Annotated in this window: 15 protein-coding genes; 5 read left to right on the top strand and 10 right to left on the bottom strand. The window is 64.1% G+C overall.

The annotated features are described in order from the left end of the window. Position 1 precedes the first annotated feature (1 nt). Entirely contained in the window at positions 2 to 1,141 is a 1,140-nt protein-coding gene (locus P2T57_RS12100; RefSeq protein WP_276299473.1) for a pyridoxal-phosphate dependent enzyme, read from the top strand. Positions 1,142 to 1,261: 120 nt separating this feature from the next. On the opposite strand, the gene P2T57_RS12095 is transcribed toward P2T57_RS12100, so the two are convergent. Then, positions 1,262 to 2,593, bottom strand: a complete 1,332-nt coding sequence (locus P2T57_RS12095; protein ID WP_276299472.1) for a tRNA(Ile)(2)-agmatinylcytidine synthase — start codon at positions 2,591 to 2,593, stop codon at positions 1,262 to 1,264. A 150-nt stretch (positions 2,594 to 2,743) separates the two neighbouring features. Between P2T57_RS12095 and P2T57_RS12090 the strand changes: the two genes are divergently transcribed. Next, positions 2,744 to 3,706 carry a transcriptional regulator gene (locus tag P2T57_RS12090; protein ID WP_276299471.1) on the top strand — a complete coding sequence of 321 codons (963 nt, stop codon included), beginning with the start codon at positions 2,744 to 2,746 and terminating at the stop codon, positions 3,704 to 3,706. Positions 3,707 to 3,824: 118 nt separating this feature from the next. On the opposite strand, the gene P2T57_RS12085 is transcribed toward P2T57_RS12090, so the two are convergent. The 8 genes from P2T57_RS12085 to P2T57_RS12050 form a co-directional block, all read right to left on the bottom strand. Next, positions 3,825 to 4,082 (bottom strand): glutathione S-transferase N-terminal domain-containing protein, encoded by a 258-nt coding sequence (locus tag P2T57_RS12085; protein WP_276299470.1) that lies wholly within the window; start codon positions 4,080 to 4,082, stop codon positions 3,825 to 3,827. Positions 4,083 to 4,411: 329 nt separating this feature from the next. Beyond that, positions 4,412 to 5,827, bottom strand: coding sequence for an arylsulfotransferase family protein (locus P2T57_RS12080; protein ID WP_276299469.1), 1,416 nt, complete (start codon positions 5,825 to 5,827; stop codon positions 4,412 to 4,414). Between the two features lie 39 nt (positions 5,828 to 5,866). After that, positions 5,867 to 6,160 carry a hypothetical protein gene (locus tag P2T57_RS12075; RefSeq protein ID WP_276299468.1) on the bottom strand — a complete coding sequence of 98 codons (294 nt, stop codon included), beginning with the start codon at positions 6,158 to 6,160 and terminating at the stop codon, positions 5,867 to 5,869. 97 nt (positions 6,161 to 6,257) lie between these two features. After that, positions 6,258 to 7,679 carry an NCS2 family permease gene (locus P2T57_RS12070; RefSeq protein WP_276299467.1) on the bottom strand — a complete coding sequence of 474 codons (1,422 nt, stop codon included), beginning with the start codon at positions 7,677 to 7,679 and terminating at the stop codon, positions 6,258 to 6,260. A gap of 179 nt (positions 7,680 to 7,858) precedes the next feature. After that, complete coding sequence (locus P2T57_RS12065; protein WP_276299466.1) at positions 7,859 to 8,575, bottom strand: phosphoribosyltransferase family protein; 717 nt, start codon at positions 8,573 to 8,575, stop codon at positions 7,859 to 7,861. A gap of 130 nt (positions 8,576 to 8,705) precedes the next feature. Beyond that, on the bottom strand, positions 8,706 to 9,227 hold the full coding sequence (gene pyrE / locus P2T57_RS12060; RefSeq protein WP_276299465.1) for an orotate phosphoribosyltransferase: 522 nt from the start codon (positions 9,225 to 9,227) through the stop codon (positions 8,706 to 8,708). Between the two features lie 77 nt (positions 9,228 to 9,304). After that, entirely contained in the window at positions 9,305 to 9,661 is a 357-nt protein-coding gene (locus P2T57_RS12055) for a winged helix-turn-helix transcriptional regulator (RefSeq protein ID WP_276299464.1), read from the bottom strand. Between the two features lie 485 nt (positions 9,662 to 10,146). Beyond that, a complete protein-coding gene (locus P2T57_RS12050; RefSeq protein ID WP_276299463.1) occupies positions 10,147 to 10,692 on the bottom strand; it encodes a CDP-2,3-bis-(O-geranylgeranyl)-sn-glycerol synthase in 546 nt (181 codons plus the stop codon). A 216-nt stretch (positions 10,693 to 10,908) separates the two neighbouring features. Here P2T57_RS12050 and P2T57_RS12045 point away from each other — a divergent pair, with 216 nt between their 5' ends. Together P2T57_RS12045 and P2T57_RS12040 are read left to right on the top strand one after the other, a co-directional pair. Beyond that, entirely contained in the window at positions 10,909 to 11,745 is an 837-nt protein-coding gene (locus P2T57_RS12045; RefSeq protein WP_276299462.1) for a proline dehydrogenase family protein, read from the top strand. Positions 11,746 to 12,099: 354 nt separating this feature from the next. After that, entirely contained in the window at positions 12,100 to 12,711 is a 612-nt protein-coding gene (locus P2T57_RS12040) for a DUF502 domain-containing protein (RefSeq protein ID WP_276299461.1), read from the top strand. Positions 12,712 to 12,807: 96 nt separating this feature from the next. Here P2T57_RS12040 and P2T57_RS12035 read toward each other — a convergent pair whose 3' ends face one another. Beyond that, positions 12,808 to 13,743, bottom strand: coding sequence for a branched-chain amino acid transaminase (locus tag P2T57_RS12035; RefSeq protein ID WP_276299460.1), 936 nt, complete (start codon positions 13,741 to 13,743; stop codon positions 12,808 to 12,810). Between the two features lie 155 nt (positions 13,744 to 13,898). On the opposite strand from P2T57_RS12035, the gene P2T57_RS12030 reads away from it, so the two are divergent. After that, positions 13,899 to 15,254, top strand: a complete 1,356-nt coding sequence (locus P2T57_RS12030; RefSeq protein WP_276299459.1) for an aspartate aminotransferase family protein — start codon at positions 13,899 to 13,901, stop codon at positions 15,252 to 15,254. The last annotated feature ends 37 nt before the right edge of the window (positions 15,255 to 15,291 follow it).

Here is a 15,291-nt window from a genome sequence, read left to right as displayed (position 1 = left end):
GATGTCTGCGGACGCTCCTCCCTCCGACCTGACCTGCCCGGATTGCGACCGGACCTACGACGCCGGACCGGACGAACCGTGGCGATGCGACTGCGGCCATCCGCTCGAATTCGCCGACCGACCGATTCCCGACCACCCCGCGCCGGAGTTCGCGGCACTCGACACTCGCGCTGGCCTGTGGGCCTTCGAGGACTTCCTCCCTATCTCCCCCGAGGTCACGCTCGGCGAGGGGTTCACGCCCCTGCAAGAACCTGACCCCGATACCCTTGACGCCGACTGGACCGGAACCGTCGAGTTCAAACTCGAATACGTCTTCCCCTCGGGGAGTTTCAAGGACCGCGGCGCGACGGCGACCCTCTCCCGCGCAGACGAGTTGGGCGTCGAGAAGGTTGTCGAGGACTCGTCGGGCAACGCTGGCGCGGCCATCGCCCAGTACGCCGCTCGCGCCGGAATCGACGCCGACATCTACGTCCCGGCAGACGCCAAAGCGTCCAAACTCGCGGCAATCGAGCGCGTCGGCGCGAATCCGATTCGCGTCGAGGGCACTCGGCAGGACGTGACCGACGCCTGCATCGAGGCCGTCGAGTCCGACGACGAGGCCGGGTGGTACGCCAGTCACGCGTGGAACCCCGCGTTCTTCGCTGGCACTTCGACCTTCGCCTTCGAAGTCGCGGCCCAGCGCGACTGGGAAGTCCCCGACGCCGTGGTGACGCCGCTCGGTCACGGTACGCTTTTCCTCGGGGCCTACCGCGGATTCCGCGCGCTGAAGGAGGCCGGGTGGACCGACGAGATGCCGAGGCTCCTCGGGGCGCAGGCCGCCGGGTACGCGCCTATCGCCGACGAACTGCACGGCAACGAGGCCGCCGCGGGCGACAATTCGGTCGCAGACGGCATCCAGATTCTCGACCCCGCTCGGAAGGACCAGATTCTCGACGCCATCGAGGAGACCGGCGGCGACGCTATCGCGCTCGATTCGGAACCGGTCGAGGAGGCCCTCGACCGCCTCCACCGCGGCGGATTCTATACGGAACCGACCTGCGCCGTCGCCCCTGCCGCGCTCGCGGAGTTCCGCGAGCGCGGGGTGCTGGACGACGAGGACGACGTGGTGGTTCCGCTGACCGGAAGCGGACTGAAGTCCTGAGTCCTGCTGGAAGGCAATTTATCTGCTGAAAGGCAACTTATTCGTTCCCAAAGAAACTAGAACAGTTTCTAAAGAAATCTATATATTTCTCTGTCGAGTTCTGCCGCTCCGCACTCCCGTTTACTTCTCCGGGTGAATCGGCGCGTCGAACCCGCCACGAATCAGCGGTTTGGCGATGTGCCTGCGGGCCTCCGGCGGGACCTCGTACCACCCGATTTCTACCTCGCGCTCGACTGTCCGCTCGACTTTCCCCGGCGCGCTCGTCTTGCAGTCCCGGCACCGATACCCCTGATTTGCTCCGGCGCTCTCCATCGACCGGCCGCAGTCGGGACAGTCGGGCGTGACGAGTTCGGTCCTGTTCAGGTCACGCACTGCGAACTTTTCGAGTTTCAGGGTCCCATCCGACACCTCGCCGCAGGCCGTGATGCGGTCGCCGACCCGGAGGTCCCGCACCCGGTCGCGGAACCGCTTGGTTGGTTCGAAGGCGGCGCACTGTAACCGCTCGCCTGCGTCTTCCAGCGAGAAGAAGACGTGTCCGCCGCGTCGATTTTCTGGCTCCTCGGCGACTGTTCCGGTGACGCGGTAGGCCCGGCCGTCCTCGACCTCGGCGAGGAGTCCATCTCGGAGGTGGGCGTCGGTGCCCTGATTCGTCACGAAGACGACCCGGCGCTCGACCGGTTCGCTCTCGATGGCCTCGGCGACCCGTCTGACCACTTCGGGGTCGTCGCCCCGGACGCCGTGGAGAATCGGACCGGGGGTGTGCGGGACGCAGACCAGTTCCCCCGTTTCGCGGTCCACGGTGTCCCACGCCTCGGGATAGGCGGCGTTCGCGGCCTCGAAGACCGATTCGGCGTCTACCTCGCGGGGCGTGCCGACGCGCTCGGGTTCCCGGTAGGAGATGCACTCGTAGGTCCAGTCGGCAGGGACGACCCCGCAGGAGTCGTCCCCGGCGACCGCTTCGCTCTTGCCGACCGCCGCTTGCCCGCCAAATGCGCTCCACGCGCCGACCGCCGCCAGCGCGCCGATTTTTCCCCTGCCCATCTTCCACCCTGCGCTCCGATAGCCGGCGTCCTCGATGATTGCCTCGGCGTCCTCGACCGAGTGGAGGTCTCTGACGGCCTCGCGGGCGAACTCGGCGACCGATTCGGGCACGTCCTCGGGGTCGCCCGGCGCGACGACCAGTCCGGGGTTGGTCCGGGGGTCGTCGGTCTCGGCGACCGCGGAAATCTCCTCGCGGGCGATTTCGAAGGTCCTCTCGGGGTCGGCGTCGGTGTGGACCGCGAGCGCGGCGTTGCCTCGGGTCTTGTGTTCGACCGCCGGGTTGAGTCGCACGAGGAGCAGTCGCTCGACGGTGGCCTCCTCGGCCATCCGGTCGGCGATTCTGGCTGTGAGGTAGGTCGTACACATCCCTCGCTCCCGCGAGTCGGTGTCGTCCACGCCGAGTACCGTCACGCCTCCGAGTTGGTGCGTGTCGGATTAACGACTTTCGGAGCGCACCCGTCTATCATTATCAAGCTACCGCTCGCGTTCCGGCGAATCGCAAGCAGACGCCGGGATACGGCCAGCACAATGCATATATAGGGGAATCACTTACATGCGGATATGTCCCGGTCTGCACTGGTCGGGAACGTGACCGCAATGCTTGAGGATGCGGGATTCGCCGTTAGCGACCGGTGCGCAATTCGACCCAAGAGCTTCGACGTGGCCGCCCGGCGCGGACGCGACCTGCTCTTGCTGAAGGTTTTGGCGAACGTAGACGCATTCGACGACGCGACGGGTCTGGAGATGCGCCGACTCGGCGAGTACCTCAGCGCGACGCCCATCGTCGTCGGCCTCCGGACCCGCGACGAGGAGCTGGAGCCGGGGGTCGTCTACTTCCGGCACGGTGTCCCCGTCCTGAGTCCCGATACCGCGATGGAACTGTTCGTGGAAGGCATGGCCCCGCTGGTCTACGCCGCGCCCGGCGGCCTCTACGTCAACATCGACGGCGACGTTCTGCGCGACGAGCGCGAGGACCGCGACTGGAGTCTCGGCAGACTCGCCAACGAGTTGGGCGTCTCGCGGCGCACCGTCTCGAAGTACGAGGACGGCATGAACGCCAGCGTCGATGTCGCGCTCGAACTCCAAGACCTGTTCGAGGGCGACCTCACTAGCCCCGTGGATGTCCTCGACGGTGCCGACGAGGTTCGAGAGGGCGAACCCACGCCCGAGGACCCCGAACCCGAGGACGACGACGACGAGCGCATCGTCACCGTCCTCACCCGTGCCGGTTTCGAGGTCCACCCGACGGTTCGGGCACCGTTCAAGACGGTCAGCGAGGACAGCGGGAGCGAGCAGAACGTCCTGACGGGCCACTCGGCGTTCACCAAGGCCGCCGAGAAGCGCGCTCGGATTATGTCCTCTATCGGGCAGGTCGCCCGGACGCGCTCGGTCTACTTCGTTGACGAGGCCAAGCGCGAGAGCGTCGATGGGACGGGTATCGTGGAACGCGAGGAGCTAGAGGACATCGACGACCCCGACGAACTGCGGGACCTGATTCGAGAGCGCGGCGAGAAACCGGCCTGAATCGTCCCCTCAATTTTGTGTGCTACGCCATCCGAACAGATGCGACTCCGTGATGACTCGGATACCGCCTAAAAAAGCGCGTCTCGCCGTGCGGTTCGCGCCGGTGGTGCGATGACGATTACGCCGCGCCGTCGCCGTAGGTTTCTTCGAGATACTCCACGATGTCGTCGCTCTCGGGCATCCCTTCGACGCCGTTGTCCGTATCTACCAGCACGGGCACGCCGGTCTGACCGCTGACCTCCTCGACTTCGGTGCGCTGGGAGTGCGAGGAGGGCACCTCGTGACGTTCGTAGTCGAGACCCAACTCGTCGAGTTTGTCTCTGACTTTCGCGCAGAACGGACACCCCGGCAGGTCGTACAATTCAAGGTTCGCCATGTCCGTCCGTAGGGGCTTTGCCGGGAAGAACGTGGTGGTCTCGGAAGCGCGTGACGGGACCTAAGACGGAGCCGAGAGACGTAAATACGTTTGCTAAAGACATAATAATATATATTAAAAGAATATTTTGTTGTTTCTTCGTAATCTCGTTCCACTCGGACTGCTCGCGTCCCGCAACCGGGGACCTCACGCCTCCCCAGCCTCCTCGTTCACGCCCTCACTTCGTTCGGCCGGTCACTCGTCCCTCGCGCGTTGCTCGCGCGCCGAGGAGAACGAACAACGGGAGCGCCCTCGTTTCGATACCCACCGTCGGCCGCTTGCACTGGCGTTCATTCCACCGGTCGCCGTACCCGTCGCACGAGTTCCGAGACGGTCGCTCGAATCCGGTGACGCTGGTAGATTACCTCGCCGAGACCCCACGCCGCTACCACGCCGCCCGCCAGAACCGCGCCGAGGAACTCCCAACTCGTCATCCAGATGGGGCGAATCCACGGCGTGACGTGCGCCCAGAGGCGGGCGAGGTGGTCGGCCTGCGCGGAAATCGGCGTTCCCTCGAAGGTCTCGGCCACCCAGAACGAGACCGTCTTGGTGTCTCTGCCCTGCACCTGCAGACCGCTCCCGCTGAGGTTGTAGCTTCCTGTTTTGCCGAGGTCCTGCATGGTCGGCCCGTCGGGTTCGTCGCCGTAGGTGATGCGCTCCACGTCGTAGGGTGCCCACGGCGCGTGGAACTCCCAGACGACCTCTCCCTCAGGTGTGACCTCGAAGACGCGGTGGTGCATCGTGTCCACGACCATCGTGTTACCGTTCGGGAGTCTGTCGGCGTCTCGCGGCCAGTTGAGGCCCTGCGTGCCGATGGTCCACGTCCGGGTCCACCCGTTTTCGGTGCCGGTCCCCGTCTTGGCGTACTCCACGAGGCGGTCGTTCTCGCTGTCGGCGACCAGCACCGTCGGCGTCCCGTTCTCGCTTTCGAGGTAGGTCGGATTGTGCTGTTCGTACAGCACCGAGTGGTCGTCGTCGCTCCCCAACTGCATCGTGACGTTTCCGGTCGAGCGATTGACCACGATTACTTGGTCGAAGTTCCGAGGAGAGACCAGATACTCGCCCGCGCCGATTTTGTCGATGTCGTTGACGTGGGTCCAGTCCTTGGCCCTCCCGCCGCCCTCCTCGGGGTAGCCGTGGTCACGAAACTCCCACTCCCAGACCGTCTCGTCGGTGGTCATGTTGTAGACGAAGATGCGGTCCTCGTGGTTCGGTTCGCGCATGTTGGCCACCAGCAGTTGGTCGCCGTTGATGCGGTCCACGTCGTGAGTGTCGTGGATGGGCAGGCGCTCGGTCCAGACCCGTTCCTGCGTCTCGGGGTTCAACTCGTAGACAAGCGTGGCGTTGGGCGTCGTCGCGGTTACGAGCAGGTTCCGGTTCTCCAGTGGGTCCACGTCGTAGAACCACCGGGCGTCGAACCCTGACCCGTTGTGGACCCACTTCACGTTCCCCCGAGGACCGACCGCGACCAGTCTCGCGGGCTTGTTGGCGTTGGCCATCCCCTGAAAGTGAAAGCCCTGAATCGAGATTATCGTCGTGCCGTTCGCGGGGTCGTCCACCGAGGCCCGGAGGTTGGTGGGGTCCTCGGCGGTGGCGAAGTACGTCGCTCCGGAGATGCTGGCGGGCGCGACCAGTCCGAGGACGACCAACGCGGTCACAGCGCGGGCCAACCACCGGCGGGGAAGCGGGCGACTGGGGAGATTCATGTCACTGCCCACGAATCCGAGCCGATTAAAATTGGGGGGCTACACCGGAAGTCGGTCGGCGAAGGCCTCGACGCCCTCCTCGCCCACGCCGTAGGCGGTCACTCGCCGCCCGTTCCGCGAGAACGAATCGTACTCCGGGGACTTCACGCCGATTACTTTGTCGGTCGGAATGGAGACGTAATCGTACTCGTCGGTCGCCACTTGGTCGAATCCGACCACCCAGTCCCAGTCCTCGATGATGAACGCCGCATCGACCTGCGTGGCCTCCTCGTCGGCGTAGTAGATTTTCGCTATCGTCTCGTCGCTCGCCTCGGGTTCGTCGTATTCGCTCATTGTCGAAAGGTAAAATCGACAGCCAACGATATAACTGTTTCCCGAAGCGAGAGAACGACTCACAGCCGAAACGAAGTCCCAGCGCAGGCGGGAGCGATTAGACGCTTCCCTGCAACATCCCGCTGGTCCGGACGAAGAAGTAGACCACGAACGCGGCCGCCAGCGCCCAGTGGCCGGGCCGGGTGTCCTCGACTTCGCCCGCGGCGAGTTTGACGATGGGGTACGAGACGATGCCCGCCGCGATGCCGTAGGCGATGGAGAACGCGAAGGGCATCAGTAGGATAGTCATCCCGGCGGGGACGACGTTGGTGATGTCGCTCCAGTCGATGTCCACGACGTTCTGGAACATCACGACGCCGATGACGACCAGCGCGATGTGGGAGGCGTACATCGGAATCGCCGCGGCGAGGGGGATGAACGCCAGCGCCGCCACGAACAGGAAGGCGACGGTTAGCGCGGTCATGCCGGTTCGGCCGCCCTCCTCGACGCCCGAGGCCGACTCGATGTAGGTCGTGACCGTCGAGGTTCCGAGCATCCCGCCGACGGTCGTTCCGATGGCGTCGGCCATCAGTGGCTTGTCGATGTCGGGCAGGTCGCCGTTCTCGTCAAGGAAGCCCGCGATTTGCGAGACGCCCGTCAGGGTGCCCGCGGTGTCGAAGAAGTCCACGAAGAAGAAGGTGAACACGATGAGGGCGAACGAGATGGCCTCGACGTTTCCGAGGCCGGTGACGAAGGCTCCCGCGAGAGGAGCGATGTTGTACGTCGCCTGCGTCGAACTCGGGGTCAGCGTCCCGGCGGGGACGAGGCCGAACCACTCTGCGCCGTAGCCAAGCCCGGAGGTGAACAGGATACCCACAATGATGGACCCCGGAATCCCCCGAGCGTAGAGCGCGAAGGTGACGAACAGACCGACGATGGAGACGATTGCGACCGGACTCTGGCCGATTTGGGCCAGCGCCACGATAGTTCCGGCGTCGCCCGTGATGATGCCCATCGCTTCGAGACCGATGATTGCCAGAAAGAGACCGATACCGGTTCCGACCGCGAGTTTCACCGGTTCGGGGAAGATTCGGATGACGTACTCACGCGCTCCGACTGCGGTGAGCGCGATGAAGATGACGCCTTCGACCACGACGGCCGCCAGCGCGGTCTGCCACGCGACGCCCATCCCGAGGACGACGGTGAACGCGAAGAAGGCGTTCAGGCCGAGACCCGGCGCTTGCGCGAAGGGTCTGTTGGCGTAGAACGCCATCACCAGCGTTGCTACCGCCGCCGAGATGAGCGTCACGACGGCGAGCATCGACTGGGTTTGGCTCGTGGTGTAGCCCTGTAGGTTGATAGCCTGTGCGAGAATCTGGGGGTTGACCACCACGATGTAACTCATCGTCAGGAAGGTGGTCAGGCCCGCCACTATTTCGGTCCGGAGGTCCGTGCCGTGTTCGTCGAAGCCGAAATACGACGAGAGCGCGCCGGCCGAACCGGACTCGGAACGGGAGTCGCTCGTGTCTTCGATCCCCATGTTGGACGAGTAAGCATACTCTCGGAGGCGTACTTAAGAATTCCCATCGAATCTGAGCATGTATGCACAAACATGAATCGAATCGTCGGGAGAAACCGTGAGAAAATCGAAAACTCATCACGGATATGCCTACTCGATTCGACCGTCGAACTCCGCAACGGTCGGGAGACTCCGGCGGGTTACTCCTCGAACGTCGTCAGCGCGCCGACCGGCGCGTCGGTCCGACCCTTCGCGCGGTCCAGTCCCTCGTCGCCGGCCGCGATGAGGGCGAAGACGCCGCCGACGTGGGCGTCGGCGCGGTCCACGATGTCCAACAGGAGTTCTTGGGTCTCGCCCGAGCGAATCAGGTCGTCCACGACCAGCACCGATTCCCCGGCGTCGATGGCCGACGAGGGCAGGTAGTAGGTGAGTTCGATGCCCGACTGGAGGCGCTGGCGAGATTCGATGAACTCCTCGACTGCGGTCTCCTTGGATTTCTTGGCGTAGGCGACCCGAGCGTCGAAGTTCCGTGCCATCGCGGACCCGAGGGTGATGCCGTCGGTCGCGGCGGTCAGCACCACGTCGGGGCGGTCGAACCCGAGGGATTCGGCGGCGACTGGTGCCACGAGGTCGAGGAACGACTGGTCGAAGACGACGCTGGAGTTGTCCACGTAGCCCTCGTCGTCCACCCGAATCCGGGATTCGAGTTCGGTGGCGAGTTCGTCGCGGCCGACGCCGCCGACGATGTTCTCGGCACGGTCCACGCTCGGCAGGACGTGGCCGTTGACGTAGCGATTCAGGTCGCCCGCCGGGAGGTCGGTGACCTCGGCCAACTCGTCGTAGGTTCGCGTCTCCTTCAGCATGCGAAGGACGGCGACCGCCTGTAACTGCAGGGTCGCCTTCTCTGCGCGGTTCATATCCGCGTTCGATGTACCCCACGAACTTGAATACCTCGATAGCAGGGAGCCAGAATTTCAGCAGAAATACGTAACCGTGGTTATACGGAGTTGTGCAAATGTGTCTATCCGGTCCCGCTATTTCCGGAGTCTACTCGGCATCGAGGAGTTCGGTCGCGGTAAGCAGGGAGTCGAGTTCCACGTCGTAGTCGGCCAGATTCTCGGCCGCACCCTCCTCGCGGTCCACCACGACGAGGACCCGGTTCACGGTCGCGCCCGCTTCCCGAAGGGCCTCCACCGCGTCGGCGGCGCTCTGGCCGGTCGTGGCGATGTCTTCGAGGACGACGACCTCCTCGCCCTCCTCCAGTCGGCCCTCCACGAGGTTGGCCGTGCCGTAGTCTTTCTGCTGTTTCCGGGCGATGACGTAGGGGTTGCCCGTCTCGACGCTCGTGACCGCGACGAGTGGGACGCCGCCGAGGGCGACGCCCGCGAGTTTGGTGTCGCCGACCTTCTCGGCGAAGGCCTCGGCGATGCGTTCGAGGCAGTCGGGGTTCGTCTCGAACAGGTACTTGTCCACGTAGTAGTCGCTGGTGCCGCCGTGAGAGAGTTCGAACTCGCCGTACTTGACCGCGTTTGCGTCCCGGAGCGCCGCGATGAGGTCGTCGGTCGCCATTATCCAACCTTCGGGGCGGCGGGAGTGATAAGCAGTTTCGTTTGGCGCGGCGGGTCTCGCCGGGTTCGAGACCGACCTCAGTCGTCGCCCGCCGCGGCCTCGACCCACTCGTCGGCCCACGATTCGAGTTCGCCGAACACCGAGCAGAGGTCTCTGCTCTTTTCGGTCAGACTGTAGTAGGTGGCGATTGGCTTGTCCTCGACGCGACGGTTGACGAGGCCGGTCTCCTCCAAGTCGTCCAGCACGCGCGAGAGGGTCCGGGAACTCGCGCCGGTCGAGCGTTCGAGTTCGTTGAACCGCTTCTCGCTCCCGTGGAGGTCGTGGAGGACGACGAGTCGCCAGCGAGAGCCGATTTGCTCGATGGCTTCCACGACGGGGCAGGCTTCGGGGTTTTTCTCCTCGGGCGCGTCGGTTCGGGACTGAGTAGAGGCCATGGTCGTTACTCCTGCTTCGGCGACTACTGACAAGTAGGTTCTGTTCCGAAGTAGGTAACAAAGTGAAAGCTACTGTCGGAGTGTCAGCACTGAGCCACGTCGGCGTCGAAAGTCGCCCCGGCCCACGCTGGTCACCTGCGTGCAGGCGACCGACGAGCAATTAGAAGCAATACTAGAGACAACTATTAATTTTCTAAAGCAGTATAAATATTCCTAATAAAATCGAGAATGTATTTGCCAGCTACGGAGCATTTTGACAACTGTCGCGGTGCGGTTGCGGAGCGGTGGCGGTTGCGGTTTGCACCAGACACTCACCGGGAGCGAGGAGCGCCAGCGACGAGCGAGCGCCGTGTTGTCGGGAGCAAAGCGACCGACTGCTCGGAAGACGCGGTTTGTCTTCCGGTGTTTTTGGTCGAGCTTTTTATCGAGCGCAGTCGCCAGCGGCGACTGCTCTCGCAATAAAAAGGTCGTTGGAAAAGGTCGTCTCAGTAGGGTTCGTCCTTCAACCCGAGCGCGAAGGCGATGCCGTTGGTCGAGAGGTGCAAGAGCGGCGTGACGACGACCACGACGACCAGCACCGGGAGGGTGAACACGTCCACGAACCAGTCGGGAGCGGCGAGGAACGCAAGCAGGAGGGCGAACACCACGAAGTCCAACTGGTCCACGCCGGGGAAGGCCGCGCCGCGCTGGCGGCCGGTCCGGCGCTTGAGGAACGACGCCGCGATGTCGCCGAGCATCGCTCCGGCGGGGAGCGCGAACACGACCGCCAGCGGAAACGCCGGCAGGGCGACGCCCGCGAGGTTCGACACGCTTCCCCGAACGGCGTTGAGGACCAGCGCGAGCGCCGCGCCGGCCAGAATCCCCATCGCGGTCCCGCGCCACGTCTTGCCGTCGCCCAGAAGGCGGTCGCCGTTCCACGTCCGGCCGCCGTCGATAGGCTGTCCACCGCCGGCCAGCACCGCGGCGTTGTTCGGGACGTAGGCGGGCAACATCGCCCACAGCGCGATTACGACAGTCTCGAAGACACCCATACGATTCACTAACCGGACGCGGGGTTTTAACCCGGATGGTTTCGGGAAGGCGGGTTTTGTCCGGTTTCGGGGATTGGCTCGGTATCGACACCAACCTCGGTGGTGAACGCTTCTCGAAGCCTTGCCGCCGGCCACGGTCGAGCGGTTCGCGGCCGTCGGGAACTGTCAGGCGCAAATCGCCCACGTTAAAGACCCATCGGTGGCAAGCCCTGACCAATGATACCGCCCATCGCCAGCAAGTTCGTCGCCGGAGAGTCACCGGCTGAGGCCCTCGAACACACCCGGAACCTCAACGACCGGAACGTGAAGGCCATCCTGAACCTCCTCGGCGAACACTACCACGAGCGCGCTCCCGCCGACGAGGACGCCGAGGCCTACATCCGCCTGCTGGAGGACATCGAGACCAGCGACGCCGACGCCTGCATCTCGGTCAAGCCCTCGCAGGTCGGTCTCGACGTGGGCGAGGAGGTCTTCCGCGAGAACGTCGAGCGAATCGCGGACGCCGCCGCCGAGCGCGACGTGTTCGTCTGGATAGACATGGAGGACCACGACACCACCGACGCGACCCTCGACATCTTCGAAAAACTCACCCAAAAGCACGAGGGCGGCGTCGGCATCTGCGTGCAGGCCAACCTCAAGCGCACCGAGGACGACCTGAAGCGCCTCGCGGACCTCCCCGGCAAGGTCCGACTCGTCAAGGGTGCCTACGACCCGCCGGCCGAAATCGCGCTCAAGGAGAAGTCGGCGGTCAACGCCGCGTACAAGGAGTACCTCCAGTTCATGTTCGAGGAGTTCGAGGGCGGTATCGCGGTCGGGAGTCACGACCCCGAGATGATAGCCTACGCCGAGGAACTTCACGACGAGTACGGGACCGACTTCGAGGTTCAGATGCTGATGGGGGTCCGCGAGGACGCCCAGACCGACCTCGCCGACGAGTACGAGGTCTGGCAGTACGTCCCCTACGGTGACAAGTGGCTCTCGTACTTCTACCGGCGCGTGATGGAGCGCAAGGAGAACCTGCTGTTCGCGGTCCGGGCGGTCCTCGGGCGCTGACACAAAGAATTTGTACTCATTCTCGGTTCGTCTCCCTCGATAGTAGTGGCCATCCGGGGAGTAATTTTAATTATATAGCTTGGAAAGATATATGTGTGGTGGGTGTTACCAATCTACTGGAGGTGAACACATGCTAGAATTCTTCGCTTGGGGTTGCGGTTACTACGCCGGTACTGGTGAGGTCATTTGCGCCGGGTAACACTGTGGCCACCGAATCGCTATCCAAACAGTCGCGGGTGTCGTCCGCGACCGGACTTCTCGCAGTCTCGGCCTCGCTCGACCAGCGAACGTTCTCACCGCCAGTCGAACCGATAGCATCTAGTTTATGGACCTGCGCTCGGATACTCCCGACAAATGTCCTCGTGGAAACGCGACATCGCAAGCGGACTCATCGTCATCCTGCCCATCCTCGTCTCGGCGTACATCATCGCGTGGCTCTATATGGCCATCGCCGGGGTCCCAATCCTCCAAGAGATTACACCCACCTACTTCCGCGTGCTGACGGTCCTCGTGGTCTTCTCGATGCTCGTCCTGAGCGTCGGCTACATGATGCGGACCGCGGTCGGGTCGCTCGTGGAAGGTGCGATAGACGGCGCGATGAACCAAGTCCCCGGCCTCCGGGTCGTCTACAACGCCTCGAAGATGGCGGCCGAGACGGCGCTCTCGGACACTACCGACCTGCAGGCCCCCGTCAAAGTCGAGGTCTGGGACGGCATGCGGATGACCGCGTTCAAAACCGGCAAGACGACCGAGGACGGCCGCGAACTCTTGTTCCTCCCCACCGCGCCGAACATCACCACCGGGTTCGTCGTTGAAGTTGACCCTGCAGACTTCGAGGAGATAGACGAGAGCGTCGAGGACGCGCTGACTCGCATCCTCAGCGCCGGATTCGGCGAGACCAACGAGTCGGGCATCCCTATCGACGTGGAGGACGAAAAAGAAACGCAGTCGCCGCCGCCCCAGTAAGGCGGTTGCCAGAGGCCACCGCCCAAATAAGGCGGTCGGCAGAAGCCACCGCCCAAATAAGGCGGTTGCCGGTTGTCGGTTGCTACTTCGGGCTACTTATTTCTCGACGTACTCGAACCACTCGTCGTAGTCGTCGGTGCGCCGGTTCACGATGTCGAAGAAGCGACTCTGAATCTCCTCGGTGACGGGACCGCGGCCACCGTTTCCGATTTCGACGTTGTCCACCTTCCGGATGGGCGTGACCTCCGCGGCCGACCCGGTGAAGAACAGTTCGTCGGCGGTGTTGAGTTCGCCGCGGGAGATGGTGGCCTCGTCGTGGACCTCGTAGCCCATCTCCTCGGCGATGGTGATGACCGCGTCGCGGGTGATGCCGTCGAGGATGCTCTCGGCCAGTCCGGGCGTGAAGATTTCGCCGTCCTTGACCATGAATAGGTTCTCGCCGGGACCCTCGGCGACGTTGCCCTCCTTGTTGAGGACCAGCGCCTCGGCGAAGCCGTTCCGGCGGGCCTCCTCGCCAGCGAGCATGCTGTTGACGTAGAGGCCGGTGGTCTTGGCGTTGGTCGGAATCTGGCTGGAGGCGTGCTTGCGCCACGACGAGACCATGACTTCGACGCCGTTTTCGAGCGCCTCGTCGCCGAGGTACGCGCCCCACGGCCACGCCGCGATGGCGGTGCGAGTCGGGCAGTCGCCCGGACTCACGCCGAGGCTCTCGTAGCCGTAGAACGCGATGGGTCGGACGTAACACGAGGCCAAGTCCTGCTCGCGGATGAGCGTCTTGGTGGCCTCGGTAATCTCGTCGGGTTCGTGGTCGATTTCGAGGTCGTAGGGCTTGCAGGAGTCGTAGAACCGCTCTACGTGTTCGTCCCACCGAAAGAGGGCGGGGCCGTTCTCGGTGTCGTAACAGCGGACGCCCTCGAAGACGCCGCTCCCGTAGTGCAGGCCGTGAGTGAGGACGTGGATTTGCGCCTCGTCCCAATCGACGAACTCGCCGTCCATCCAAATCGTGTCCACGTCCATCTCGTCGAAGCTCATACACCAAAACGAACGGAGGCCTCCGTTAAGAGTGTTCCCGGTTCGTCACGGACGATTACCGGGGTAGCCGTCCGATTTCCGGAACGCTTTGCCGCGAAAACGATTATGCTCCTCGGACTCGTGGGTGTGGGAAAACCTCACAGGGTCCGACGAACATGACTAATCCACAACCCGACGACGAGGCCCCGAGAACTGACTCGTCCGACACCGAGGTCGTCTCCCGCGCCAGAGCAGTCGTCCCCGGTGGCGCGCAGACCGGCCTTCGGGCGCAGGCCTACGATTGTGGCGACGTGGCTTTCGAGTCCGCCGACGGCGCGACCCTCACGACGGTCGAAGGCGAGGAGCTAACCGACTACCATCTGGCGTTCGGGCCGATACTCCTCGGTCACGGCCACCCCGAGGTCGATTCCGCGGTGCGAGAGACCATCGACAGGGGCGTCCTCTACGGGGCCGGAACCACCGAACTCGAAGCCGAGGTGGCCGAGCGACTGGCCGACCTCCTCCCCAGCGTCGAGATGGTCAACTTCTGCAACAGCGGGAGCGAGGCCACCTACCACGCGATTCGCCTCGCCAGAGCGCACACCGGCAACGAGAAGCTACTGAAGTTCGAGGGGTGTTACCACGGCTGGCACGACTACGTGGACGTGAGCGTCTACCCGCCGGCGGAAGCACTCGGCGACGTAGACGGCGGTCCGGAGCGCAAGCCCTTCGCCGAGTCCGACGGAATGCTCTCGTCTGCGGTCGAGAACACCGTCGTCGTCCCGTTCAATAATCCCGAGGCCCTCCGCGAGGCGATGGAAATTCACGGCGACGAGTTGGCGGGTGTGATTCTCGAACCTGTCCTCCACTCGGTCGGGTGTCTGCGCCCGACAGACGAGTTCGTGGCGGTCCTCGACGCCGAAACCAGCGAGCGCGACGTGCCCCTCATCTTCGATGAAGTCATCACGGCCTTCCGGCACGCGGCGGGCGGGATGCAGTCGGAGTTAGGGGTGAGTCCGGACCTGACCTGCGTGGCGAAGGCGATGGGTAACGGCTACCCCGTCGCGGCGGTGGGCGGGCGGCGCGAGTTACTCGCACAGGCCGGAGGAGACAACGAGTCGGGCGTCGTCATCAGCGGGACCTACTCGGGCCACCCGGTCGGTCTCTCTGCGGCGAAAGCAACGCTGGACATCGTGGCGTCTGAGGAGGTCCCCGAACTCCTCGCGGACCTCGGCGACAGGTATCGGGCGGGCCTCCGGGACCTGTTGGACGACCACGGTATCGAGGGCCGAGTCGTCGGGTTCCGGAGCATCTTCTCGCTCCAGTTCGGCGTGACCGGCGAACCGCGCGACTACGAGGACGTGGCGGGACTGGACGAGGAGCGGTTTCGGGAGTTCGCGCAGGGGATGCGCGACCGGGGTCACTTCTTCACGCCGAATCCGTACAAGCGCCACCACCTCTCGTTGGCTCACGGGGACGAGGATTTAGCGGCGTATCTGGACGACGCCGACGAAGCCCTAATGGAGATGTAAAATCTAAATTATGTTAGCGTAACTCCGAGGAAGACCC

This window comes from Halorussus lipolyticus (assembly GCF_029338375.1).
GTDB classification, from domain to species: Archaea; Halobacteriota; Halobacteria; order Halobacteriales; family Haladaptataceae; genus Halorussus; species Halorussus lipolyticus.
Note: the sequence above shows the minus strand (reverse complement) of the source record. Positions and strands in the feature narration are given on the sequence as shown.

Excerpts from the sequence above, each read along its gene's own strand:
- P2T57_RS12045 (WP_276299462.1), top strand. The coding sequence starts at position 10,909 with ATGATACCGCCCATCGCCAGCAAGTTCGTCGCCGGAGAGTCACCGGCT.
- P2T57_RS12055 (WP_276299464.1), bottom strand. The coding sequence starts at position 9,661 with ATGGCCTCTACTCAGTCCCGAACCGACGCGCCCGAGGAGAAAAACCCC.
- P2T57_RS12080 (WP_276299469.1), bottom strand. The coding sequence starts at position 5,827 with ATGAATCTCCCCAGTCGCCCGCTTCCCCGCCGGTGGTTGGCCCGCGCT.
- P2T57_RS12040 (WP_276299461.1), top strand. The coding sequence starts at position 12,100 with ATGTCCTCGTGGAAACGCGACATCGCAAGCGGACTCATCGTCATCCTG.
- P2T57_RS12065 (WP_276299466.1), bottom strand. The coding sequence starts at position 8,575 with ATGAACCGCGCAGAGAAGGCGACCCTGCAGTTACAGGCGGTCGCCGTC.
- P2T57_RS12035 (WP_276299460.1), bottom strand. The coding sequence starts at position 13,743 with ATGAGCTTCGACGAGATGGACGTGGACACGATTTGGATGGACGGCGAG.
- P2T57_RS12100 (WP_276299473.1), top strand. The coding sequence starts at position 2 with ATGTCTGCGGACGCTCCTCCCTCCGACCTGACCTGCCCGGATTGCGAC.
- P2T57_RS12090 (WP_276299471.1), top strand. The coding sequence starts at position 2,744 with ATGTCCCGGTCTGCACTGGTCGGGAACGTGACCGCAATGCTTGAGGAT.
- P2T57_RS12085 (WP_276299470.1), bottom strand. The coding sequence starts at position 4,082 with ATGGCGAACCTTGAATTGTACGACCTGCCGGGGTGTCCGTTCTGCGCG.
- P2T57_RS12070 (WP_276299467.1), bottom strand. The coding sequence starts at position 7,679 with ATGGGGATCGAAGACACGAGCGACTCCCGTTCCGAGTCCGGTTCGGCC.
- P2T57_RS12075 (WP_276299468.1), bottom strand. The coding sequence starts at position 6,160 with ATGAGCGAATACGACGAACCCGAGGCGAGCGACGAGACGATAGCGAAA.
- P2T57_RS12050 (WP_276299463.1), bottom strand. The coding sequence starts at position 10,692 with ATGGGTGTCTTCGAGACTGTCGTAATCGCGCTGTGGGCGATGTTGCCC.
- P2T57_RS12030 (WP_276299459.1), top strand. The coding sequence starts at position 13,899 with ATGACTAATCCACAACCCGACGACGAGGCCCCGAGAACTGACTCGTCC.
- pyrE (WP_276299465.1), bottom strand. The coding sequence starts at position 9,227 with ATGGCGACCGACGACCTCATCGCGGCGCTCCGGGACGCAAACGCGGTC.